A 22,151-nucleotide genomic window follows, 5' to 3' on the forward strand; every position below is an offset into this window, starting at 1 on the left:
CAATGTCCGACCAAGCAAACAATCCGGCCAGCGCCGCGGCGCCCGAGGTAGCGACGCCCGACGTAGCGACGCCCGACGCGAAATCCGGCACCTACGTGCTCGTTCACGGCGCCTGGCACGGCGGATGGTGCTGGGATGTTGTCGCGCGGATATTGCGCACGCACGGCCATCGGGTGTTCACGCCGACACTGACCGGGCTCGGCGAGCGAGCCCACCTGCTTACGCCCCAGACCGGTCTTCAGACATTCATTCAGGACCTCGTCGACGTGCTCGATCACAACGACGTGTCCAATGCGATTCTCGTGGGGCACAGCTTCGGCGGACTGTCCCTCATCGGTGCCGCCGACCGCGTGCCGCAGCGTATACGCCAGCTGGTTTTCCTGGATGCGATGGTGCTGTCCAACGGCGAGTCGGCTTTCTCGGGCCTGCCCGCCGACGTCGTCGCCAAACGCACCAGGCTGGCGATGGAAACCAGCAACGGGCTGACGGTGCCGGTGCCCCCGGCGCGCGCCTTCGGTGTGTTCGATCCCGAACAGGTGGCATTGATCGAGCGCCATTGCACCCCGCATCCGTTCAAGACCTTTACCGATCCCATGGTCTTGCAGGGGCCGCCAGGCGGCACGCTGCCCAAGGTTTACATCCAGTGTGTCGATCCCATTTATGCGCCGCTGCAGGACAGCCGCGACTTCGTCAGGACACGTAAGGATTGGGCATGGGACCAGATCGCGACCGGGCACGACGCCATGCTCAGCGCCCCCGCGGAGCTGGCCGATAAACTGCTGGCGTTCGCGTAGGAATCCGTTTTCACAAAAACAGCGGGGCCGGTCTGCCCGGCCTCGCTGCCTGCTTAGCGCGACTGCCGGCGGTCAGGGGGCTGCATCGGGCCCGCCCTTGATCCATGCCAGGCGATGCAACTGCGCCATGGCGATGGGGTCATCCAGCAGCTTCAGGCGCTGCGGTTCCGACAGGCCGTCCAGATACTCGGCGGCCTGGTAGACCAGCGCGCGGCGCGCGGCCAGGTTGGCCGGAACGGGACGGTGGCGGGCGGTGCCCATGGCGCAGGCCATGGCATTGACCACCGGGTCGCAAACGGCGTCGCCGAAGGTGGGATCCTCGTTGCGATGGTCGCGCGCGGCATGCGTGTACAGGTGCGTGTCCTGCAGCTCCCGGGGTGGGCGGGTTTCTTCGGGTATGCGAAACAGGTTGTGCCGGATGCTCTTGAGGCCGGGAGCGAGCCGGCTGGAGTACACCGACAGCGGGATGATGAGCAGCCAGGCCGCCAGGATGGGAATCATCCACGTCAGGAAGATCGGGTTGAGCCAGGCTACCAGCGAGGCCCAGGCAATGCCCAGCAAGGTCTGCGAGGCATGCCGGCGGATGGATTCGCCCCAGGGCGTGTCCTGCGCGTCGCGGTGGGGCGAGACCCACTTGGCCTTCAGGCCCAGGTAGGCCGCCACCACGAAGCGGGTGTGAAAGATCATGCGTACGGGCGCGAGCAGCATCGAGAACACGACTTCGAGCAGCATGCTCTGCAGCGCCTTGATGCGGCCGCCGTAGTCCTGCGGATCGCGGAACCAGATCCGCAGCAGGGCCAGCACCTTGGGCAGGAAAAGCAGCACGAACGTGGTGGAAAACAGTGCGATGGCCTTGTCCGGATGCCATTGCGGCCAGATCGGGAACAGCTGGCGCGGCTCGATGAAATATTGCGGCTCGGTCAGCGTGTGCACCGCCAGCAGCGCGGTGGACAGCACCATGAAGAGGAACCACAGCGGTGCTGACAGGTACGACATCACCCCGGTAAGAAACACCGCGCGGTGCACCGGGTGAAAGCCGTCGATCAGGAACAGCCGGAAGTTCATCAGGTTGCCGTGGCACCAGCGCTGGTCGCGCTGCAGCTCGTCGAGCAGGTTGGGCGGCAGTTCTTCGTAGCTGCCCGGCATATCGTAGGCGATCCAGACGCCCCAGCCGGCGCGGCGCATCAACGCGGCCTCGACGAAGTCGTGCGACAGGATGGCGCCGGCGAACGAACCCTTGCCCGGCAGCGGCGCAAGAATGCAATGCTCCATGAAAGGCGCCAGGCGGATGATGGCGTTGTGTCCCCAGTAGTGCGACTCGCCCAACTGCCAATAGTGCATGCCCGCAGTGAACAGGGGGCCGTAGACGCGCGTGGCGAACTGCTGGATGCGCGTGTAGAGGGTATCCATGCCGCTGGCTTGCGGCGCGCTCTGGATGATGCCGGCCGTGGGGTTGGCTTCCATCAGCTGCACCAGCGACTTGAGGCATTCGCCGGTCATGACGCTGTCGGCGTCCAGCACCACCATGTACTGATAGTGCGCGCCCCAGCGGCGGCAGAAGTCGTCGATGTTGCCGCTCTTGCGCTTGACGCGGCGGCGGCGGCGGCGGTAGAAAATGCGGCCGAAGCCGCCCACTGTCTTGCACAGTTGCAGCCAGGCCTTCTGCTCCTGGATGCAGATATCTGCTTTGTAGCTGTCCGACAGCACGAAGACGTCGAAATTGCTGAGCGAATCGGTGCGGGCGAGCGATTCGTAGGTGGCGCGCAGGCCGGCGAAGACGCGCGCGACGTCTTCGTTGCAGATAGGCATGACCAGGGCGCAGCGCGCGCCTTTCTCCGGCAGCGGCGCGTCGGACAGGCCGCGCGCGCAGATGCTGTAGCGGTCACGGCCGATCATGAGCTGCAGAAAGCCCATCATGGCCGTCCAGAAGCCGGAAGAGACCCAGCCGAACAGCAGCGCGAAAAGAATGAGGATCAGGATTTCCAGCAGATTGCCGCCCTGGTAGGGCAGCACGCCCTTCATATACCAGGTGGCCACGGCGGTCTGCGCGGTCACGCCCGCGAGCAGCACCAGGCGGCGCCGGCTGCCGGCGCGGCGCCAGGGCGCGCCGTCGTCGTCGCGCAAGATGGCGCGGGTGATGGGCGGGGCGGGCGGCGGGCCGTTGCGCAGGCGCCGCCACATGCGCACCAGCGGATTGGTCACCCAGGGCACGGGCGCCAGGGACGAGCGCGCGTGCGGCGGCATGGCCGCGATCTCGGCACCCGAGGCATCGCTGTGCATGACGCCCGCAGCCAGCGGGCCTGCGCCTACGCCCAGCATGAGCCGCTGGCCTTCCGAGGCCATGGACGGTTCGGTGACCGTGCCGTGCTGGCCTATGGCTTCATGCAGCGCCGTCCAGGGGTCTTCGCCCCGGCAGACGGCCTGTTCGATCTGGCGTTCCAGTACCTGGCGCTGGGCCTCGGGCAGGGGCAGGTGCTGGATGTAGCCGTGGATCAGGCCGCGATCGGCCTCACTTGGCTTCAGGCTCATTTCTGCTGGGCGGCATTTGATAGGACCAGGTTTCCGACAGGGTGGTCTGGCCGCTGGTGAGCGAGGCGCGCATTTCGACCGGCTTGGCCGGATCCTTGACGTTCACACGCAGGGTCAGCCTGCGCCCGCCCGTAATGGGGTTGGGGCGCACCGAATTTTCGACGATCTGGCCGTTTTCGTTGGACCAGACGTTGGCGGTGACCGTCGCGTCGGCCGGCAGGTTCTCCAGCGAGGGGCCGACGAAGTCGACGATGAAGGTCGTGCTGCCGTCGCTGCGGCGGATCAGGTCCGGACCCTTGACTTCGTCGCGCGAGCGGCGCGTCTGCATGACCCAGGCCAGCGGCGTGTCGTGGATGCGCTGGTTGTTCAGCGTCCAGGTCATGCGGTAGCGCACGTCCAGCGGCACGCCGGGCTTGGGCTGCGCATCCGGCACCCAGAAGGCCACGATATTGTCGTTGGTCTCGTCGGGCGTGGGGATCTCGACCAGCTGCACGCTGCCCTTGCCCCAGTCGCCGACGGGCTGGATCCACAGGCTGGGACGTTTTTCGTAGTGGTCGTCGAGGTCTTCGTAGTTGTGGAAGTTGCGCGCGCGCTGCAGTAGGCCGAAGCCGCGCGGATTTTCCATGGCGAAGGCGCTGACGGCCAGCCGCTTCGGATTGTTCAGCGGACGCCACAGCCATTCGCCGTTGCCCGTATGCATGGCCAGCCCGTCCGAATCGTGCATCTCGGGCCGGTAGTTGACCGTGGGCGACGGCTGGTTGGAGCCGTACAGGAACATGCTGGTCAGCGGCGCGATGCCCAGGCGGCCGACATGTTCGCGCAGATAGATGCGCGCCTTCACGTCCACCACGGTGTCGATGCCAGGGTGGAAGGTGAAGCGATAGGCGCCGCTGGCGCGCGGCGAATCGAGCAGCGCGTAGACGATGATGTCGGAGGCGTTCTTGGCGGGCTTGACGATCCAGAACTTGCGAAATGCCGGAAATTCCTCGCCGGAAGGCAGCGCCGTGTCGATGGCCAGGCCGCGGGCCGACAGGCCGTAGGTCATGCCGCGGCCGATCACGCGGAAATAGCTGGCGCCCAGGAACGAGGCCATCTCGTCATTGGGCTTGAGCGCGCTGTTGACCGGGTACAGGATCTTGAAGCCGGCAAAACCCAGGCCCTTGAGCAGCTTGGGGTCGATCTTCAGGTCGCCATAGTTGAAATCGTCCGGATCGAACTTGATCGGATGCACGGCGCCGTGCTCGTCGACTTCGTTGATCTGGACGGGCACATTGAAATGCATGCCCTCGGGGTAGAAACCGAGGTGAAAGGGCGAATCGTCGTCACGCCAGTGCGAGCGGTCTTCGCGGAACTGCACGTTCTGGTAATTGGCGTACTTCAGGTCCTGCAGTTTTTCGGGCAGGTTGGGCGTGGGCTGCCTGTAGCGTTCCGAGGCAAGGTGGTGGGCCATGTTCTCCACTTCGGAAAAGGCGAAGTGGACGGCGGGTTTGGCGGCTTCCGATTCAGCCTTGCGCGCAGCGGGCTTGGTTGCGGGTTTGTGCTCGGTCTGGGGGTGCGGCTTGGCCTGGGCGGGCTTGGTCTCTGTCCGCTTAGCCTCGACCGGCCTGGGTCTGGGCTTGGGCGACTCGGGCTTGACCGCCGGCTTGGCCGGTTCGGGCGGGACCTCGATGCGGATGACCTGCGCATTGGTGGTATCAACGTGCGGCATGGGAGGCTGCGCAGCTTGCGATTGCGCGTAGGCCGTTCCGGTCAGCAGGGCGGCGAAAACAAGACTGGCGATCGGAATACTGCCGCGGATGCGGCGGGCAATGGAAAAGGTCACGGCGTGGAGCCTTTTGCGAAAAACAAAATAAGCAAGGTGGGATTTTTGCACAGACGGCGGCTACAGGTGCGGCAAGGCCCTGGACGCAGGTTTGCCGGGGCGCCCGCCGTGCTGCCCCGGGATGATACTCCGCTCCGGGATCAGCGCGAAGTGGCGCCCGGCGCCCGGCGCCAGACGCGCCAGAGCAACAGACACAGCAGGCCGCAGCCGAGCAGGGCCAGCGCGCCGGCATAGATGGGCAGCAGGCGGCCGGCGCCTTGCAAGGTGGCCGCTAGACTGCCTTTCAGGGCGATGGGGGCCACGATGATGGCAAAAGCCAGCAGGATGCCGCCGATGGCAAGCAGGAACAGCGCCATCCAACCCAACTGCGGGACGGTCGCGCGGCCGGGGGAGGGGGCGGCGCGCGCCGGGGCGGCCTTGGCCGCCTTGGCCGGATTGTCAGCTTTGCCGGCAGCGCGCGATTTGGCCTTGGGTTCGGCCGGGCGCGGCGAGGCCAGACGGACCAAGCCCTGCCAAAGTCCCGGCGCGGCGGCCAGGCTACCGAAGCCGGCCAGGGCTCCCAGCAGGGCTTCGGGCGAGATCGGACGCGGGCCGGCAAGCCAGCCCGATGTTTGGCCCAAGCCCGGCCAGGCGCCCAGGTGGCCGTAGAGCGCGTGGCCCAGCCCGTAAAGGGCGGCTAATGCGGCGGCGATCACGGCCAGCACCGTCACGGCGCTGGCCGCATCCTGGGCGCGCCGGCTAATGGGCATCAGCATGACCAGAGCGAGTATCTTCAGGCTCAGCCAAGTCGCCGTGGCCAACAAGGCGGCGCCGGCCAGCGACAGCGCAAAGCCAAAGAGAAAGCGGGTGAGAAACAGCAGCATGGAACTCTGAGTCGCCTGCAAGGGGCGGCGGGCGGCATGACCTTAGCACATTGCGCGGACGGCCCCTCTGGGTATTGGCAGGCGTTAGGCCGACATCTCTGCGCACAGCCGTCGCATCAGGTCTGCGGCAGGCAGGGCGCGCGACAGGCGAAAGCCCTGGCCGGCCCATTGCGCGGCGAAGTCGGCGCTGCCCCGGGCCTTGGCGGCTGCGTGCAGGGCCTTGCCCGCGTCGTAGACGATGGGATAGTCGGGCAGGGTTGGGCACCCGGGGGCCGCGCCCAAGGCGGTGAGCCGGTTGGCAAAGCCGCGCGCGGGGCGTCCGGAAATCGACCGCGTCATCACGGTGGTCCGGGAACTGTCCTGCGCCAGCAGGGCCTGCCGGTAGGCGGCATCGGCGCCCGATTCGGGGCACGAGACGAAGGCGGTGCCTAGTTGCGCGGCTTGCGCGCCCAGCGCCCGCGCCGCGGTGATGCCCGCGCCGTCCATGATGCCCCCGGCTGCGACCACCGGCAAAGGCAGGCGTGCGGCCAGCAGGCGCGTCAGCGCCAGGGTGCCAAGTTGTTCGTCGGGGCCGTCGGGCTCGAAGATGCCGCGATGGCCGCCGGCCTCGATGCCCTGTGCCACGATGGCATCGATGCCGGCCGCCGCGATGCGGCGGGCCTCCTCCAGGCTGGTGGCGCTGGCCATCAGGTAGCAGCCGGCCGCATGCAGGGCGTCGATGCGCTGGGCCTCGGGCAGACCGAAATGAAAGCTCACCACTGCCGGGCGTTCGTCGAGCAGCATGTGCAGCATGTCCTCGTCGGCTACGAAGCTGGTGTAGATCTCGCGCAGTTGCGCCGGCGGCTGCGCGCCGAATTCGGCGAAGCAGGGCGCCAGGTAGTCGATCCAGGCGCGCTCGCGTTCGGCGTCGGCCTGGGCCGGCCTGTGGCAGAAGAGGTTGACGTTGAAGATGCCCTGCGTGAGCGCGCGGGTTTGCCTGATGGACTCGCGCGCGGCGGCTGCGTTCATCGCGGCCACGCCCAGCGATCCCAGGCCGCCGGCGTTGCTTACCGCGGCAGCCAGCGCCGGGGTGCTCGTGCCGGCCATGGGAGCCTGGATGATCGGCTGGCGCAGGCCCAGGCGGGCGGTCAGGGATGTGGTGGTCTGGGTCATGCAATCACGTTAGCGGCTCGGACCCGGATGCGCAAGTTGGGTTAGCCTAGGGCCTGGTGACGCTAAAAGGCGTCGCACATGTGCATCCCAACGCGCACCTGGCAAGGTGCGAAGCGCAGCCGTAGCGGTACTGCGGCGAGCATTGGCAACGCGGCCAGGCGCGCGTTGGGATGCCTACCCTTTGGGTTAGCCGGCCAGCGCGCGGCTCCTTTTAGCGTCAACAGGCCCTGATGTCATGGCTTTGAGTCGTTCGTCTTTTTTCCTGCGTTTTGTCATTCTCAGTGTGGTCGGGCATGCGTATGTCGGCCTGCGCCTGATTCCCGACGCGCCTGTCGGCGCAGCGGCGACGACGGGTGCCTGGCTGTGGCTGCTGCTGTCCTGCGTGCTGATCCCGCTGGGCATGCTCAGCCGCCGCGCATCGCATCCGCGGCCCTGGGGCGAGGCGGCGGCCTGGATCGGCCTGTTGGCGCTGGGGTTTTTCTCGTCGCTGTTCGTCTGCACCGTACTGCGCGATGCCGTGCTGCTGGCCGCCTGGGTCGCGGCGCTGCTGGGCGCGCATGTGCCCATGCCGCAGTTGCGCGCCCTGTCGGCCTTGCTGGTTCCGGCGCTGGCCTTGCTCGGTAGTGTCGTAGGGTTTGCTAACGCACGCAGGTTAGCGCGCGTGGTGACGGTGAGTGTGCCCATCGCCGGACTGCCTGATGCGCTGGAGAATTTCACCATCGTGCAGATCAGCGACGTGCATGTTGGGCCGACGATCAAGTCGGGTTATGTGCGCGCCATCGTCGAAGCGGTGAATGCCGAGCGCCCGGACATGATCGCGATCACGGGCGACGTGGTCGACGGCAGCGTCGAGATGCTGTCGGCGCATACACAGCCCCTGGCCGACCTGAGCGCGCCCCATGGGGTGTACCTGGTGACGGGCAACCATGAGTATTACTCGGGAGCCTCGGCCTGGGTACGGGAATTCCGCCGCCTGGGCTTGCATGTGCTGATGAACGAGCATGTGGTCGTCGGGCCGCACGGACACGATGTGGTGGTGGCCGGGATCACCGACTACACCGCCGGCTCGCACGACGCGCAGCAGCGCAGTGATCCGGTCCGCGCCCTGGCGGGTGCGCCGGCGGGCGCCGCGGTCAAGTTGCTGCTCGCGCACCAGCCGCGCAGCGCGATAGCGTCAGCTCCCTTGGGTTACACGCTGCAGCTATCCGGTCATACCCACGGCGGGCAGTTCTTCCCGTGGGGGCTTTTCGTGCGCATGCAGCAGCCTTTCACGGCAGGGCTGTACCGGCACCAGGGGATGTGGTTGTATGTGAGCCGCGGAACGGGGTACTGGGGGCCGCCCAAGCGGTTGTGGGCGCCTTCGGAGATCACGCGGATACGGCTGGTGCGGGCTTGAAGTCCCGCTACGGTGCGGGCTTTGCCCATCCCTTGGCGTGCTCCACCGCCTGCTTCCAGCGGGCCATGCGCGCCTCACGCCTGTCCGCCGACCAGGCAGGCTCGAAGCGGCGCTCGGCTTGCCAATGGCCGGCGAGTTCGTCCTGTGACGACCAGAAACCGACGGCCAATCCGGCCAGGCCTGCGGCGCCCAGCGCAGTCGACTCCAGCACGCGCGGCCGCACCACTGGCACGCCCAGCAGATCGGCTTGCATCTGCATGAGCAAGTCGTTGCGCGCCGCGCCGCCATCGGCGCGCAGTTCGGACAGGGCGATGCCGCTGTCGGACTGCATGCAGTCCAGCAGCTCCGCGCTTTGCAGTGCGATCGATTCCAGCGTGGCGCGCGCGATGTGCGCGCGCGTCGTGCCGCGCGTCATGCCTACCAGCGTGCCGCGGGCGTAGGGGTCCCAGTGCGGTGCGCCCAGGCCGGTGAAGGCGGGCACCAGGAAGACATCGTCGGTGTCGGCCACCTGCGCGGCCAGCGCGCCGACTTCGTCGGAACGGGAAATGATCCCCAGCCCGTCGCGCAGCCATTGCACCGAAGCGCCGCCCATGAACACGCTGCCTTCGAGGATGTAAGTGGCCTGCCCGTGCTGCGCGGGCGAACCCGTCCAGCCCAGGGTGGACAGGAGCCGGCTGCGCGAGGCGACGGGCTGCGCGCCGACGTTCATGAGCATGAAGCAGCCGGTGCCGTAGGTGTTCTTGACCATGCCGGACTCGAAGCATGCCTGTCCGAACGTGGCGGCCTGCTGATCGCCCGCCGCGCCGGCGATCGGGATGGCGCCGCCCAGCAAGGCGGGCAAGGCATGGCCGATGATGCCGCTGCTGGGCGCGATCTGCGGCAGCACGCTGCGCGGGATATCCAGCAGCGCGAGTATCTCGTCGTCCCAGTCGCGTTTGCGCAGGTCGTAGAGCATGGTGCGCGATGCATTGCTGTCATCGGTGCTGTGCACCGCGCCGCCGGTCAGCTGCCATGCGAGCCAGGTGTCGATGGTGCCGAAGGCCAGCTCGCCGCGCTCGGCCGCGGCGCGCGCGCCGGGCACATGGTCCAGCAGCCAAGCCAGTTTGGTGCCCGAGAAATAGGCGTCCACGATCAGGCCGGTGCGCTCCTGCAGCCAATCCGCATGGCCGTCCAAACGCAGTTTTTCGCAGAAAGCGGCGGTACGGCGATCCTGCCACACCAGGGCATGCGCCACCGGCCGGCCGGTGGCGCGTTCCCACAGTACGGTCGTTTCACGTTGGTTGGTGATGCCGATGGCCGCGATGTCCGAGGCTTGCGCGCCGGCGTTGGCCAGAGCCCCGCGCGCGGTTGCCAGTTGGGTCTGCCAGATTTCCATCGCGTCATGCTCGACCCAGCCGGGCTGCGGATAGTGCTGAGGGAACTCGCGCTGGTCGAGGCCGCGCATGCGGCCTTCTCGATCAAAGACGACAGCCCGGGAGCTGGTGGTGCCCTGGTCCAGCGCGAGGAGGAATTGCCCTTGAACCATGGCGGCCTGCCTTCTGGGTTGATTTGACCGTGGTCGGATTAGCCGTGCTTTCTGCCCAGGCTCAGATGCGAGCCGGCCCTCGCGGGCAGCCGCAGAAAGGAAAAATACGACGCCATGCACAGTACGCCGATGATGACGAAACCGGCCAGGGCGTCGGAGGAGGCGAGCGAAGTGCGGCTATGCAGCACCATGCTGGCGTGCAGGGTGACGGCGGCTACGCCCACACCCAGGCTCACGCCCAACTGCTGAGCCATGGCGGAAAAGCTGCTGGCGCTGCTCATCTGCTCCTGGGTGATGTCGGCATAGGTCAGCGTGTTGACGCCGGTGAACTGCAGCGAGCGGAAGAACCCGCCCAGGAGCAGGATCAGGATCATCAGCCAGGCCGGCATGTGCGGCGTGAACAGGGCGCATACGATCACGAAACCGCCGGTGAGCAGCGCGTTGACGGTCAGCACGCGGCGAAAGCCGAAGCGTTCCACGATGGGCGTGGCGACGAATTTCATCAGCAGCGACCCGGCCGCGCTGGCGAAGGTAATAAGGCCAGCCTGAAAGGGCGTCATCCCGAAGCCCACCTGCAGCAGCATGGCCAGCAGAAAAGGCATGGCTCCCACGGCAAAGCGGCACAGATTGCCGCCCAATACCGAGATGGCGAACGTGGGCTTGTCCAGCAGCGCCAAGTCGATGATGGGATGGGGCGCACGGCGGGCATGCAGCACGTAGAGCCAGCCGCAGGTCAGGCCGACGGCCAGCAGCAGACTCGGCTGCGACCAGTCCGACACGGCCTGGCCCAGCGATTCGAAGGCGCTGACCAGCGTGGCCAGACTGATGCCGCTCAGGACGAAGCCAATGCCGTCGAGCTTGTGGGTATGTTCTTCGCGGATTTCCTGGATGAAGCGCAACACCATGACGATGCCCAGGATGCCAAAGGGGATGTTGATCAGGAAGATCCAGTGCCACGACATGTAGGTGACCATGAAGCCGCCTATGGGTGGCCCGATCACCGGCCCGAGCAGGGCGGGCATGGACAGGAAGGACATGGCGCGCAGCAGGTTTTCCCTGGGCACGATGCGCAGGAGGATGATCCGCCCCACCGGGACCATCATGGCGCCGGCCATGCCCTGCGCGATGCGCGCCAGCACCAGCTGCGCCAGGTTTTGCGAGAGCGCGCAGGCGACCGAGCTGAGCGTGAACAGGGCGATGGCCGCGACAAACACCCGGCGTGCGCCGTAGCGGTCGGCGGCCCAGCCGCTGACAGGCACGAATACGGCCACGGCCAGCAGGTAGGAGGTGATCGCCACGTTCAGCCGCACCGGCGTGGATCCCAGGCTCGCGGCCATGGCGGGCAGGGCCGTGGCGACTACGGTGGAGTCCAGCATCTGCATGAACAGCGCGCACCCCACGATGAAGGGGATCATGCGCGCGGCCCGGGCCGCGCGTGCCGCGTTCTGGTCGGAGCGGGCGGACAGGACGGCGGTGGTGGGCTCGGCGGACATGGAAAGCAGCAACGGCTGGCGGGAGTGGGCACGATTGTAACGCTGGCGCCGGGTGCGTCTTGAGGGCCCTCTTTGCGGCCGTGCAGTAAACTTCGTTCATGATTCCCTGGCAGCCCGGGCTGCCGCGACAAACCAGAGCAATTGCCGCCATGGCCAAAAATTACGAATCCGAAGCGACCCAGTTCATCAAGGCCTACAAGGTACAGCACCCCGACACCGAGCGCCGCCAGCTCGAAGGCCGCGCCCGTCTGTGGGACAAGGAACAGGACGCTGAACTGCAGGAAGGCTTTCGCCAGGCCCGCGTGCCGCAGAAGCCTTACGTGTACCAGGCCGACTGAGCCGCCCGCTCCAAGCGCCCATGTCCGGCAACCTCCTGCCCGGCAGCGCCGCGATTGCGGGCGACAACCTGGCTGCGCTGATCGAGCCGCCGGTCGACACCACGCCCGACGTGATCGACTCGGTGGCCTTCGCGCGGCTGTACGGCGAGCCGCTGTTTCAACTGCCCAACGACCTGTACATTCCGCCGGATGCGCTCGAGGTCTTTCTGGAGGCTTTCGAAGGCCCGCTGGACCTGCTGCTCTACCTGATCCGCAAGCAGAACTTCAATGTGCTCGATATTCCCATGGCGGATGTCACGCGGCAGTACCTGTCGTATGTGGAACAGATCCGCGAGCACAATCTCGAACTTGCCGCCGAGTACCTGCTCATGGCCGCGATGCTCATCGAGATCAAGTCGCGCATGCTGCTGCCGGTCAAAAAGAGCGATACCGGCGAGGAACCCGAAGACCCGCGCGCCGAACTGGTGCGCCGCCTGCTCGAATACGAGCAAATGAAGCTCGCGGCGCGCAAGCTCGACGCCCTGCCTCAGATTGGCCGCGATTTCGCGCGCAGCCAGGCGGTGGCCGAGATCAGCGTCGAGCGCATGATGCCCGAGGTCGACGTCGTCGACCTGCGCGCAGCCTGGGCCGACATCATGAAACGCGCGCGGCTTAACCAACACCACCAGATCACGCGCGAGCAGCTGTCGGTGCGCGATCACATGACCCACATCCTGCGCCGCCTGAACGAGGTGCGCTTCATCGAATTCGGCGAACTGTTTCTGGAGCGCGTGCGCGAAGGCGCGCCTGTCGCCGTCGTCGTGGTGCACTTCATTGCCATGCTCGAACTGGCGCGCGAGTCGCTGCTCGAGATTACCCAGGCCGAACCCTACGCGCCCATCTACGTGCGCCTGGCTTACACCAGGGCCGTCGCGGCCTGAGGCCGCGACGGCCCTCACCGACGGTCCGCACCGGAGGATTCCTTGAAAGTCGTACACACCATCCAGGACCTGCGCGATCATCTGCGCGGGCAGACCCGCGTCGCTTTCGTGCCCACCATGGGCAACCTGCACGACGGTCACCTGGCCTTGATGAAAATGGCACGCCAGCACGGCGACCCGGTGGTGACCAGCATTTTCGTCAACCGCCTGCAATTCGGACCCAACGAGGATTTCGACCGCTATCCACGCACGCTGCGCGACGATGTCGAGAAGATGGAGCAGCGTCGCGACGTCTACATCACCTTCGCCCCCGATGAGCACGAGATGTATCCCGTGCCGCAGAACTACCGCGTGCAGCCGCCCGACGACCTGGGCGACATACTCGAAGGGGAGTTCCGGCCGGGCTTCTTCTCGGGGGTGTGTACGGTGGTGATGAAGCTGCTGTCGTGCGTGCAGCCGCGCGTGGCCGTGTTCGGCAAGAAGGACTATCAGCAGTTGATGATCGTGCGCAGCATGTGCCAGCAGTTCCAGCTTCCGGTGGAAATCCTGGCGCACGAGACGGTGCGCGCCGATGACGGGTTGGCCTTGTCCTCGCGCAACCGTTACCTGCGCCCGCAGGAGCGCGCCGAAGCGCCGCGTCTCTATGTCACCTTGCAGTCCATGCGCCAAGCGCAGCGCGCTCAGTTGGCCGCCGGCGTCTGCGATCTGGAGGTCATCGAGAAAGAGGCCCTTGACCTGATGCAGGCGCACGGATGGAAGGTCGACTATATGTCGGTGCGTCGGCAGCGCGATCTTAAAAGGCCCGCAGCGGCCGAGGTCCTGGCCGGCGAGCCGCTGGTGGCGCTGGCCGCCGCCAAGCTGGGCGCCACGCGACTGATCGACAATTTGGAGTTTTGATCCGACGGGGCGGCCCGCGAGCCTGCCTAGGCCGACGCGCGCATGGGCGGGCTTTTTTCTTGTCTTCGCTTGGTCGGAAAAGCGCGCTGCGCGCGCGCAGCGGCAGGCGCCGCCATCATGGCGCATGCCACACTTGCCTTTCCGATAAGGGAGGGTGCTATGCCATGCAATAAAGCAGCGGGGCTTGCCTGCTCACCGCGGCTGGACAGGCTGTCGGTGCGCGAGCGCGAGCTTGTCTACCACTATGCGCGCGGCCTGCCCAACAAAGTGGTCGCCATCGATTTTCAGATTTCCGAACGCACGGCCGAGGCGCATCGCGCGAGCATCTTTCGCAAGATGGGCGTGCGCAGCGCACTGGAACTGGCGTGTTGCATTTGTCCGCACCGCCCCCGTCCGGAAGATGAAACCTGAGGCCTTACGGGCAGTTGGGCAGCGGCTGCTTGGACAGTTCGTCGATGGGATCGAGATCAGGCTGGCGGGTCAGGGTGTAGTTCAGCGTGAGCGTACGTCCCTGGAATGTCCTGATGCTCAGCACATTGTCGGACGAAGCCAGCAATTCGGCCTGCGGGTTGTTCCGCGCATCGAGCAGCAGCACATGGGCAGGATGGTCGCCGGCGACGTTCCAGCAGCCTTGCTGGGCTTGCGGCGCGTCGGGCTGGCTCCCCTGGTTGGCCAGGTAGGTGGCGCGGCTGCGCCAGCGGCCATTGGGCCCCAGCGTGAGCGTGATGCGCTGGGCCGCGCATTGCGCAGACGGCGATGGGCAGGCAATGGTGCCGACGAAGGTTTCGGCTTGCGGCAGGAAGGCGCGCTGGCTCGGGTGGTCCAGAGGGGCGGGGGCGGTGGCCGCGCCCTCCTTCATTCGGGCGTTGGCGCCGGCGGCGGGTATGGACGGAACGGGCGGGACCGAAGTGCCCGCCCCGGGCGCGGCGCCGGTGGCGGCCTGCGCGCCGTTGTCCGCCTCCGGCTGTTGCTTGTCCGGCGTGAAATTCAGGGGAATCTGGACCTGCGAGGGGGCCTGCGACAGCATGGAGTGGCTGACGCCGCCCTGCGCCTGGTAGGTGGCGTCGGTGCTGGAATTGGCAGACTGCTGGGCGTAATAGTCGGGGCTGCGCATTTGGGCGCAGCCGGTGGTCAGCAGCGCGCCGCTGAACGCCGTCGCGAGTATCAGGGTGCGCAGGATGGGCAGGGAAGAAAAAGGCATGAAAGAGTCCGGAAAGCGCGCGGCGGCGTGGGGGCGGCCAGGGTGCTCGGTCAAAGGCCGAGCGATGGATCGCAGTGTATCGGTATGGGGATTTTACGCACTTGGCATGGGGCCGTCATGGTGTGCGGACTGCGGGCCGGTTTGTCTTTGTGACGGCATGGCGTGATGTCGATTTACTTCGCATGGCAAATCCTTCATGGCGGGCAGGCCTGGGCCGCGGCGCTGGCGGGGCTTTTCGGGCTACCGGCAGGTTGGGCGCTCGGCGCTCTGGCGCGCGTGCTGCCGCGCCGGATCGAGCGTGCTTGGCAGGAGCCTGCCGACGGCGCCGCGCCGGATGCGCCGCCCTTCTCGGACTGCGTGCGGGCCGATTGGCGCCTGGACGCCCGCAGCGGCGCCATGGCCCTGCTGACGGGCCTGGCGTTCGCCGCCTGCGTGTGGCGTCTGGGGGTCACGCCGGCCGCGCTGTGCGGCATGGTCTTTGTCGCGGCGCTGATCTCGCTGGCCTGGATCGATGCCCAGACCCGGTTGCTGCCCGACGCGCTGACCCTGCCCTTGCTCTGGCTGGGCCTGCTGGTCAATCTGCACGGCGCTCTGGTTTCCCTGCCCTCGGCTGTGCTGGGGGCGGCCGCGGGCTACCTGTTCCCTTGGACGGTCTATCACCTGATGCGCTGGCGCACTGGCCTGGACGGAATGGGGTATGGCGATTTCAAGCTGATGGCTGCGCTGGGTGCCTGGTTCGGCCTCGCGGCGCTGCCCTGGCCGTTGCTGGGCGCGGCGTTGGCTGCCTCGGCGGCTGGCTTGTGCCTGCGCTTGGCGGGACGTCTGCAGCGTGGGCAAGCGCTGCCTTTCGGCCCTTATCTGGCGGCAAGCGGTATCCTGATGTTCCTCGGTGAGGTCCCCGTGGGCCATTTCCCCGCGACATAGGCATGAGATGGAAAAAACCAGGATGTTGAACATAGGTTTGACCGGCGGCATCGGTTCGGGTAAGTCGCGGGTGGCGGATCTGCTGGCGCAGTGGGGGGCCGCGATCATCGATACCGATGCGATCGCACATGCGCTCACGGCGCCGCAAGGGCAGGCCGTGCCGGCATTGCGCGAGGCTTTCGGCGAACAGGCCGTGACTGCCGAAGGCGCCTTGAACCGCGCGTGGATGCGCGAGCTGATATTCCGCGATCCCGCAGCGAAGGCGCGTCTGGAAGGCATCCTGCATCCCCTGATTAGCCGGTGCGCCCGCGAGCAGGGCGAGCGTGCCCGGGGAGCCTACCGGGTGTTCGTCGTGCCGCTGCTGGTCGAATCCGGGCGCTGGCGCGACAAAGTCGACCGCATCTGCGTGGTCGACTGCGATCCCGAGACTCAGGTTTCCAGGGTAGGCCAGCGCAGCGGGCTGACGCCGGACGGCATACGGGCTATCATGGCGGCACAGTCCACGCGTGAAGGCAGGCTGCAACGGGCGGACGACGTCATCCTTAATGACGGCGCCACTTCTCCCGCCTTGCTGCACGAGCGGACCAAGATCATGCATGATCGTTGGATCGCTCTGGCCGCGATATTGGGTACTGCCCCCGGCCGGCTGGCGTCCGCCTCATAATTCCGGACCTGCGCCTAGCCACCGCGCAAGGCCCATCGGCCGTCATTAAGGGCTTGCGGCGAGTGACTCTTTACGAATATCCCTTCAATGAGCGTGTCCGGGCCTATCTCAGGCTGGAGTTTCTGTTCGACAGATTGCTCTTCCTGGTTCGCGGCGACGACATGCGCGAGCACCAGATCGCGGTTTCGACGCTGTTCGACGTGCTCGACGTGCTCGAGCGCACGGACGTCAAGGGCGCCATTCTGCAAGACCTTGAACGCCAGCGCGCGGCACTGGCGCCCTTGCGCGACCATCCCGGCGTTGCGCAGGACGTGCTGCAAGGCATGCTGGGCGACATGGAGCGCGTCGTCGGCGTGTTGACCGCGCAGGGCAAGATCGGCCAGGCTCTGCGCGAAAACGAATGGCTCACCAGTTTGCGCGGCCGCCTTTCGGTGACCGGCGGGGCTACTCAGATGGACATGCCCTCGTTTTATGCCTGGCAGCACAAGCCCACTGAGGTGCGACGTGCCGACCTGGCGCGCTGGATCGACTCCCTCATGGGACTGTGCGAGGGGCTGGCCCTGGCGCTGAGGATGCTGCGCGAAAACGGCGCCAAGAGTCAGGCGGTGGCCGAGCAAGGCGCCTATCAGCAGATGCTGGGCGGCAAGCAGCACCAGTTGCTGCGCGTCTGGGTCGATCCGGCACAGGGCGTGTTCCCCGAGATCAGCGCCAACAAATACATGATCTGGATCCGCTATGCCACGCAGGACGGCGAACTCAAGCCGCAGCCCGTGGCGCGCGACGTGCCTTTCAGCATGTCGCTCTGCTCCGTCTAGGGGCTGTTGAGCTGAGCGACGGCGGGCCCTAGGCGGGCTGGCGCGGTGCAAACGCGATGGGCGCGCCGCCGAAGCGGTTCTTGCTGCGATAGGCGGCCACGGCCGAGTCCATGTAATGCACGTGCTCGGGTAGCCAGCGGTCCAGTTCGGCGCAGAGCGACTGCACCAGGTTCGCCATGCCGACCACGTCGTCGTTTTCAATCACCCAGCCTTTGACCTCGGCCAGGGATTGGAGCACTGCGGCGTGTTCGTCGAGGTGGCAGACCGCATCGTCGTTACCCTGCATGCGGCGCAGATCCTCGTCTTCGGCGGCGAAATGGGCTGCGCAGTGCCGGGCCAGCGCATCCAGGGCGGCAACGACCTCCTGCCGGTTGCGCGTCTGTGCCAGATGCTGCGACAGGCGGTGCAGTTCGGCGTGGTCCTGGTCCAGCCGCGGATCGCCCAGGGCGAGGTTGGATTCGGCGTGCATGGTTCAGATTATCGCGCGTATACCGGCGATGCCGTGCGCGCCGTGTGCGCGGGCGATGGCGCGCGTTGCCTCGGACTGGCCACCCAGGGCGAACACCGGCAGCCCCGCATCGCGCAAGCCTTCGGCAAATCCAGCCCAGCTCAGCTCGGGCTCGCCCGGGTGCGAAGGCGTGGCCAGCACGGAGCCCAGCACGGCAAAGTCGGCGCCGATCCTGCGCGCATGCGTGATGTCGCCCTGCGTGTGGGCAGAGACGCCCACCAGCGCGTCCGAAGGCAGGTCCGGCCGGTCTTGCATTACGACCGCGTCCGCGCTGCGCAGATGCACGCCATCGGCTTCATGCCACCACGATGCGGGGTGCGTGCTGTTGATCAGCAACCGCGCGCCTGCGATGCGGCAGCGTTCGCGCATCTGTATGAACGCGGCGCGCAACGATTCGGCGCCGGGACCCTCCGGCCAGTTCGGCTCGCGCAGTTGCACCAGCTTCAGGCCGCCGGCCAGGGCCACGTCGAGCCGCTGCAGGAAGGAGGGCAGATACGACGGCGACCCGATGGCCGAGATGCCATAGGTTGTGGGTAGCTGCAGCCAGCGCAGCGGCGGGATGGTGGCGGGCAGGACCCGGCCGTCGGGCTTGTCCGGATCCAGGTCGTGGCCCTGGCGCAGCGCGTCGGCCAGCGCCTGGGCGGGCTCGACCCAGCGCAGTTGCTGGTTTTCCAGACCGGCCGGCTCGCCTTCCCAGGCCGTGACCTGGCAAAAGGCCAGGCGCACCGTACTGTGGGGGTAGTGGTGAACGTAGGTGACCCAGGGCCAGGCCTGGGTGACGCGGATGCCGATTTCTTCATGTAGTTCGCGCGCTAGGGCTTGCAGCACGGTTTCGCCGGGCTCGAGCTTGCCGCCGGGCAGCTCCCACCATCCCGGCCAGGGCTTGTCTTCGGGGCGCTGGCCCAGCAGCAGCGAGCCGTCGCCGCGCAGGAGAAGGCCGGCGGCGACGTCGATGATCTTGCGGTCGGTCATGGGTGGGGAGATCAGGCGTGGCGCGCCGCCCAGTCGCGCGCGAACTGGTAGGCCACGCGGCCCGAGCGCGAGCCGCGCTCCAGTGCCCACTGCAGCGCCTCGGTGCGCGAGGCGTCGATCTGGTCGGCGGGGCAGCCGAGCTCGCCCAGCCAGTGACGGACGATGTCCAGGTAGTCGTCCTGCCGGAACGGATGGAAGGACAGCCACAGGCCGAAGCGCTCGGACAGGGAAATCTTTTCCTCCACCGTCTCGCCGGGATGTATCTCGCCGTCGGCGCTGTGCGTGGCCTGCAGGTTCTCGCTCATGTATTCCGGCATCAGGTGGCGCCGGTTGGACGTGGCGTAGATCAACACATTTTCGCCCGACGAGGACACCGAGCCGTCCAGTACCGACTTGAGCGCCTTGTAGCCGGCCTCGCCTTCCTCGAAGGAGAGGTCGTCGCAAAAGACGATGTAGCGCTCGGGGCGGACCGCGACCAATTCGACGATGTCGGACAGGTCGCCCAGGTCGGATTTGTCCACCTCGATCAGGCGCAGGCCCTGGCCGCCGTAGGTGGCCAGCATGGCCTTGACCAGTGAACTCTTGCCGGTGCCGCGCGCGCCGGTCATGAGCACGTTGTTGGCCGGCCTGCCTTGCAGGAACTGGCGGGTATTTCGGTCGAGGATGTCTTTCTGGCGTTCGACGTGCTGCAGATCGGACAGTTCGATGCGGGCCACGTGGCGCACGGCATCGAGCCAGCCGCGCACGCCGCGCTTGCGCCAGCGATAGGCGTGCGCGTTCCAGTCGATCTCGGGCGGCGCGGCGGGCAGCCAGGCCTCGAGTTGAGCCAGGACGCGCTCGGCGCGTTCCAGCAGATGAGAGAGGTCGTAAGAATCCATGGTGCTACCCGAGCGAGGCGCCAGGCCGCCCTAAGGTGAGCGACAAGCGCCCCCTGGCGGGCCGCGAAAACGAAGTGTGAGTGGGCGGGGCCATTTACTATTACGAGCGGTAGTCGGCGTTGATGCTCACGTACTCGTGCGAGAAGTCGCAGGTGTACACGGTTTCGCTGGCGTGGCCGCGGCCCAGCGAAATGCGCATGGAGATCTCGGACTGCTTCATGATGCGCTGGCCTGTTTCTTCCTTGTAGGACGGTGCGCGGCCGCCGTCGCTGGACACCAGTTCGTCGCCCAGCCACAGTTTGACCTTGTGGGCGCTCAGGTCGGCGATGCCGGCGTAGCCGATGGCCGCGAGGATGCGGCCCAGATTGGGGTCCGAGGCATAGAAGGCGGTCTTGACCAGGGGCGAGTGCGCCACCGAGTAGGCCACCTTGAGCGCTTCGTCCTGGTCGCCCGCCTCATCGACGTGGATGGTGATGAACTTGGTGGCCCCTTCGGCGTCGCGCACGATCTTCTGCGCCAGGTCCAGTGCGGCCGCGGTGAGCGCGTGCGAGAGGGCGGCGTAGTTCGCGTCGTATTCGGACTCGATCCACAGGCCCGACCGGCCGGTGGCCATGATGATGAACGAGTCGTTGGTCGAGGTGTCGCCGTCGACGGTGATGCGGTTGAAGGACCGGTCGGCGATCTGCTTGGCCAGCCTGGTCAGCAACGGCTGGGAAATGCCCGCGTCGGTGGCCAGAAAGCTGAGCATGGTGGCCATGTTGGGGCGGATCATGCCGGCGCCCTTGCTGATGCCGGTGATGCTGATCATCTTGCCGTGGATGTCGAGCCGCTGTGAGTGAATCTTGGGCTGGGTGTCGGTGGTCATGATGCCGTGCGCGGCTTCGGCCCATCCCTTGGCGCTCAGCCTGGCGATGGCGTCGGGCAGGCCGGCGATCAGGCGGTCCACCGGCAGGGGTTCGAGGATCACGCCAGTGGAAAACGGCAGCACCTGCTCGGCCGGTACGCGCAGCAATTTGCCCAGCGCCTCGCAAGTTTGGGTCGCCGCGTGCAGGCCTTCCACGCCGGTGCCGGCGTTGGCGTTGCCGGTGTTGATGACCAGGGCGCGGATGGGGCCGGCTGCGGCCAGGTGCTCCTGGCATATCTGCACGGGGGCGGCGCAGAAGCGGTTGCGCGTGAACACGCCGGCCACGGTGCTGCCCTCGGACAGGCGAAATACGGTGAGATCGCGGCGGTTGGCCTTGCGTATGCCCGCCTCGGTGACGCCGATTTCGACGCCGGGAACGGGGAAGATATCGGACAGGGGGGGAATCTTCAGGTTGACGGCCATGGCCTCAATCTCGCGGTGCGGGTGTGTTGAAAGGGGCGCCCATTATCTCACCCCCGGCGGCGGCTCGCGGCGGGTTCAGGGACCGATGCGTATGGTAGCGGCATCCACAATGCCAGCCTGGCGGTTATCGAGCATCAGGCGCACCGTGCCGTCGGGCGCCTGCAACACCGAACTGCCGGCCTGCACGTCGCTGTGGTTCTTATAGTGCGCCGTGCGGCCGCGCGGCGGCGTGAACAGGAGGTCGCCCGGTTGCGCGCCCGGCACGTTCAGCGCGGTGGCGGCCCGGGTGCCCGCAGGGTAGCTTACCTCGCCCAGCCTGGTCTGCCGGGCCAGCAGGCCCTTGAACGAGACGATCCGCAATTGCGGGCCGACGACGACGTCGGCTTTGAGCAGGGCGAAATGCGCGATCTTGGCGGCTTCGCTGCCGTCGGTGCTCAGCAGCCAGTTCTGCGGATCGTCCCGGCTGCGGGCCAGCCAGGTGCCCATGGGCAGGGGCTGGCCTTCCAGTTTGTTGCCCTCGGCCAGGTGGCAGTCGGCAAAGCGCGGTTTGCCGTCGTGCCCGATGGCCAGGTCCACCGGATGCCTGTGGGTGCAGAGCCAGCCTTGTACGGTCTGGTCGGCCTCGAGCGTGACCGACCAGGATTCACGCGCAGGCGTGTCGGCGCTGACGTGGCGCCGTATTTCGCGCACCTGCAAGCCGTCCACCTTGACCGCCTGCGGGAATTGGGCCCGCGCGAAGGTGTCGGGCTTGCCGGGTTGGCGCAGATGCAGGAGGGTGCCGGCCGGCATGGCGACACCGGCCACGGTCTGCTCCTTGTGCAGCACGTCGCGGCGGGCCTGGGCCTCGCGCGCCGCGCGCTGCTCGGCCAGCCACGACGTGGCCAGGTGATAGGGATAGATGCCGCCGACCACGGCCAGGCCGGCCATCAGCCCCGCGCTCAGCCAACGGCGCTCGAGCAGCCATAGGCGAGACATGGGCGCGATGGCCAGCCAGACGATCCATGTCAGCAGCGTGCTCAGGCAGGCCAGCGAGATCGCCAGATAGATGTAGTGGTTGCCCCCGGGCAGCAAGACGGAAATCATGGCGCACTCATTGTATGAGCCAATCGCCGCCGTGCGCGGGCTGACGGTCA

The 22,151-nt window shown here is 67.0% G+C and carries 21 protein-coding genes; 9 read left to right on the forward strand and 12 right to left on the reverse strand.

Annotated elements, in window-relative coordinates; translation table 11 throughout:
- The first annotated feature begins 2 nt into the window (after positions 1-2).
- A complete protein-coding gene (locus tag H143_RS0109715) occupies positions 3-794 on the forward strand; it encodes an alpha/beta fold hydrolase (protein ID WP_019938050.1) in 792 nt (263 codons plus the stop codon).
- 72 nt (positions 795-866) lie between these two features.
- On the opposite strand, the gene mdoH is transcribed toward H143_RS0109715, so the two are convergent.
- From mdoH to H143_RS0109735, 4 genes are all read right to left on the reverse strand, one after another.
- Positions 867-3,323, reverse strand: coding sequence for a glucans biosynthesis glucosyltransferase MdoH (gene mdoH, locus H143_RS0109720; RefSeq protein ID WP_019938051.1), 2,457 nt, complete (start codon positions 3,321-3,323; stop codon positions 867-869).
- Positions 3,304-5,145, reverse strand: a complete 1,842-nt coding sequence (locus tag H143_RS0109725; protein ID WP_019938052.1) for a glucan biosynthesis protein G — start codon at positions 5,143-5,145, stop codon at positions 3,304-3,306. The genes mdoH and H143_RS0109725 overlap by 20 nt, the downstream gene beginning before the upstream one ends.
- A gap of 140 nt (positions 5,146-5,285) precedes the next feature.
- On the reverse strand, positions 5,286-6,008 hold the full coding sequence (locus tag H143_RS21600) for a hypothetical protein (RefSeq protein ID WP_019938053.1): 723 nt from the start codon (positions 6,006-6,008) through the stop codon (positions 5,286-5,288).
- A gap of 84 nt (positions 6,009-6,092) precedes the next feature.
- Entirely contained in the window at positions 6,093-7,160 is a 1,068-nt protein-coding gene (locus H143_RS0109735; RefSeq protein ID WP_019938054.1) for a nitronate monooxygenase family protein, read from the reverse strand.
- 235 nt (positions 7,161-7,395) lie between these two features.
- Here H143_RS0109735 and H143_RS0109740 point away from each other — a divergent pair, with 235 nt between their 5' ends.
- Positions 7,396-8,556: a metallophosphoesterase gene (locus H143_RS0109740; RefSeq protein WP_019938055.1), complete on the forward strand. Its 1,161-nt coding sequence runs from the start codon at positions 7,396-7,398 to the stop codon at positions 8,554-8,556.
- Positions 8,557-8,563: 7 nt separating this feature from the next.
- Here the strand turns inward: H143_RS0109740 and glpK are convergent, their stop codons facing one another.
- Both glpK and H143_RS0109750 read right to left on the reverse strand, forming a co-directional pair.
- Positions 8,564-10,081, reverse strand: coding sequence for a glycerol kinase GlpK (glpK, locus tag H143_RS0109745; protein ID WP_019938056.1), 1,518 nt, complete (start codon positions 10,079-10,081; stop codon positions 8,564-8,566).
- 38 nt (positions 10,082-10,119) lie between these two features.
- Entirely contained in the window at positions 10,120-11,574 is a 1,455-nt protein-coding gene (locus tag H143_RS0109750) for a DHA2 family efflux MFS transporter permease subunit (protein ID WP_019938057.1), read from the reverse strand.
- 149 nt (positions 11,575-11,723) lie between these two features.
- On the opposite strand from H143_RS0109750, the gene H143_RS0109755 reads away from it, so the two are divergent.
- The 4 genes from H143_RS0109755 (at position 11,724) to H143_RS0109770 (ending at position 14,140) form a co-directional block, all read left to right on the forward strand.
- On the forward strand, positions 11,724-11,912 hold the full coding sequence (locus H143_RS0109755) for a DUF3460 family protein (protein WP_019938058.1): 189 nt from the start codon (positions 11,724-11,726) through the stop codon (positions 11,910-11,912).
- A gap of 20 nt (positions 11,913-11,932) precedes the next feature.
- Complete coding sequence (locus H143_RS0109760; protein WP_019938059.1) at positions 11,933-12,832, forward strand: ScpA family protein; 900 nt, start codon at positions 11,933-11,935, stop codon at positions 12,830-12,832.
- Between the two features lie 42 nt (positions 12,833-12,874).
- Positions 12,875-13,729, forward strand: a complete 855-nt coding sequence (gene panC / locus H143_RS0109765; protein WP_019938060.1) for a pantoate--beta-alanine ligase — start codon at positions 12,875-12,877, stop codon at positions 13,727-13,729.
- Between the two features lie 159 nt (positions 13,730-13,888).
- Positions 13,889-14,140, forward strand: coding sequence for a LuxR C-terminal-related transcriptional regulator (locus tag H143_RS0109770; protein ID WP_019938061.1), 252 nt, complete (start codon positions 13,889-13,891; stop codon positions 14,138-14,140).
- Between the two features lie 4 nt (positions 14,141-14,144).
- On the opposite strand, the gene H143_RS0109775 is transcribed toward H143_RS0109770, so the two are convergent.
- Complete coding sequence (locus H143_RS0109775) at positions 14,145-14,930, reverse strand: hypothetical protein (RefSeq protein WP_155803364.1); 786 nt, start codon at positions 14,928-14,930, stop codon at positions 14,145-14,147.
- Positions 14,931-15,095: 165 nt separating this feature from the next.
- On the opposite strand from H143_RS0109775, the gene H143_RS20375 reads away from it, so the two are divergent.
- The 3 genes from H143_RS20375 to zapD all read left to right on the forward strand — a co-directional run bounded on the left by H143_RS20375 (position 15,096) and on the right by zapD (position 17,333).
- Complete coding sequence (locus H143_RS20375) at positions 15,096-15,854, forward strand: A24 family peptidase (RefSeq protein WP_019938063.1); 759 nt, start codon at positions 15,096-15,098, stop codon at positions 15,852-15,854.
- Between the two features lie 22 nt (positions 15,855-15,876).
- Positions 15,877-16,518 (forward strand): dephospho-CoA kinase, encoded by a 642-nt coding sequence (gene coaE, locus H143_RS0109785; RefSeq protein WP_019938064.1) that lies wholly within the window; start codon positions 15,877-15,879, stop codon positions 16,516-16,518.
- 62 nt (positions 16,519-16,580) lie between these two features.
- Positions 16,581-17,333, forward strand: coding sequence for a cell division protein ZapD (gene zapD, locus H143_RS0109790; RefSeq protein WP_019938065.1), 753 nt, complete (start codon positions 16,581-16,583; stop codon positions 17,331-17,333).
- Positions 17,334-17,361: 28 nt separating this feature from the next.
- On the opposite strand, the gene H143_RS20380 is transcribed toward zapD, so the two are convergent.
- The 5 genes from H143_RS20380 to H143_RS0109815 all read right to left on the reverse strand — a co-directional run bounded on the left by H143_RS20380 (position 17,362) and on the right by H143_RS0109815 (position 22,101).
- The gene (locus tag H143_RS20380; RefSeq protein WP_019938066.1) at positions 17,362-17,802 is read right to left on the reverse strand and encodes a hemerythrin domain-containing protein; all 441 of its coding nucleotides are present in this window, start codon (positions 17,800-17,802) and stop codon (positions 17,362-17,364) included.
- A 3-nt stretch (positions 17,803-17,805) separates the two neighbouring features.
- Positions 17,806-18,813 carry a Nudix family hydrolase gene (locus H143_RS0109800; RefSeq protein ID WP_019938067.1) on the reverse strand — a complete coding sequence of 336 codons (1,008 nt, stop codon included), beginning with the start codon at positions 18,811-18,813 and terminating at the stop codon, positions 17,806-17,808.
- A gap of 11 nt (positions 18,814-18,824) precedes the next feature.
- A complete protein-coding gene (locus H143_RS0109805) occupies positions 18,825-19,691 on the reverse strand; it encodes an ATP-binding protein (protein WP_019938068.1) in 867 nt (288 codons plus the stop codon).
- A gap of 100 nt (positions 19,692-19,791) precedes the next feature.
- Positions 19,792-21,018: a bifunctional glutamate N-acetyltransferase/amino-acid acetyltransferase ArgJ gene (argJ, locus tag H143_RS0109810; RefSeq protein WP_019938069.1), complete on the reverse strand. Its 1,227-nt coding sequence runs from the start codon at positions 21,016-21,018 to the stop codon at positions 19,792-19,794.
- Positions 21,019-21,093: 75 nt separating this feature from the next.
- Positions 21,094-22,101, reverse strand: a complete 1,008-nt coding sequence (locus H143_RS0109815) for a hypothetical protein (RefSeq protein WP_019938070.1) — start codon at positions 22,099-22,101, stop codon at positions 21,094-21,096.
- Positions 22,102-22,151 lie beyond the last annotated feature (50 nt).

The sequence above is a fragment of the Bordetella sp. FB-8 genome, from assembly GCF_000382185.1.
In the GTDB taxonomy this organism is placed as follows: domain Bacteria; phylum Pseudomonadota; class Gammaproteobacteria; order Burkholderiales; family Burkholderiaceae_B; genus Bordetella.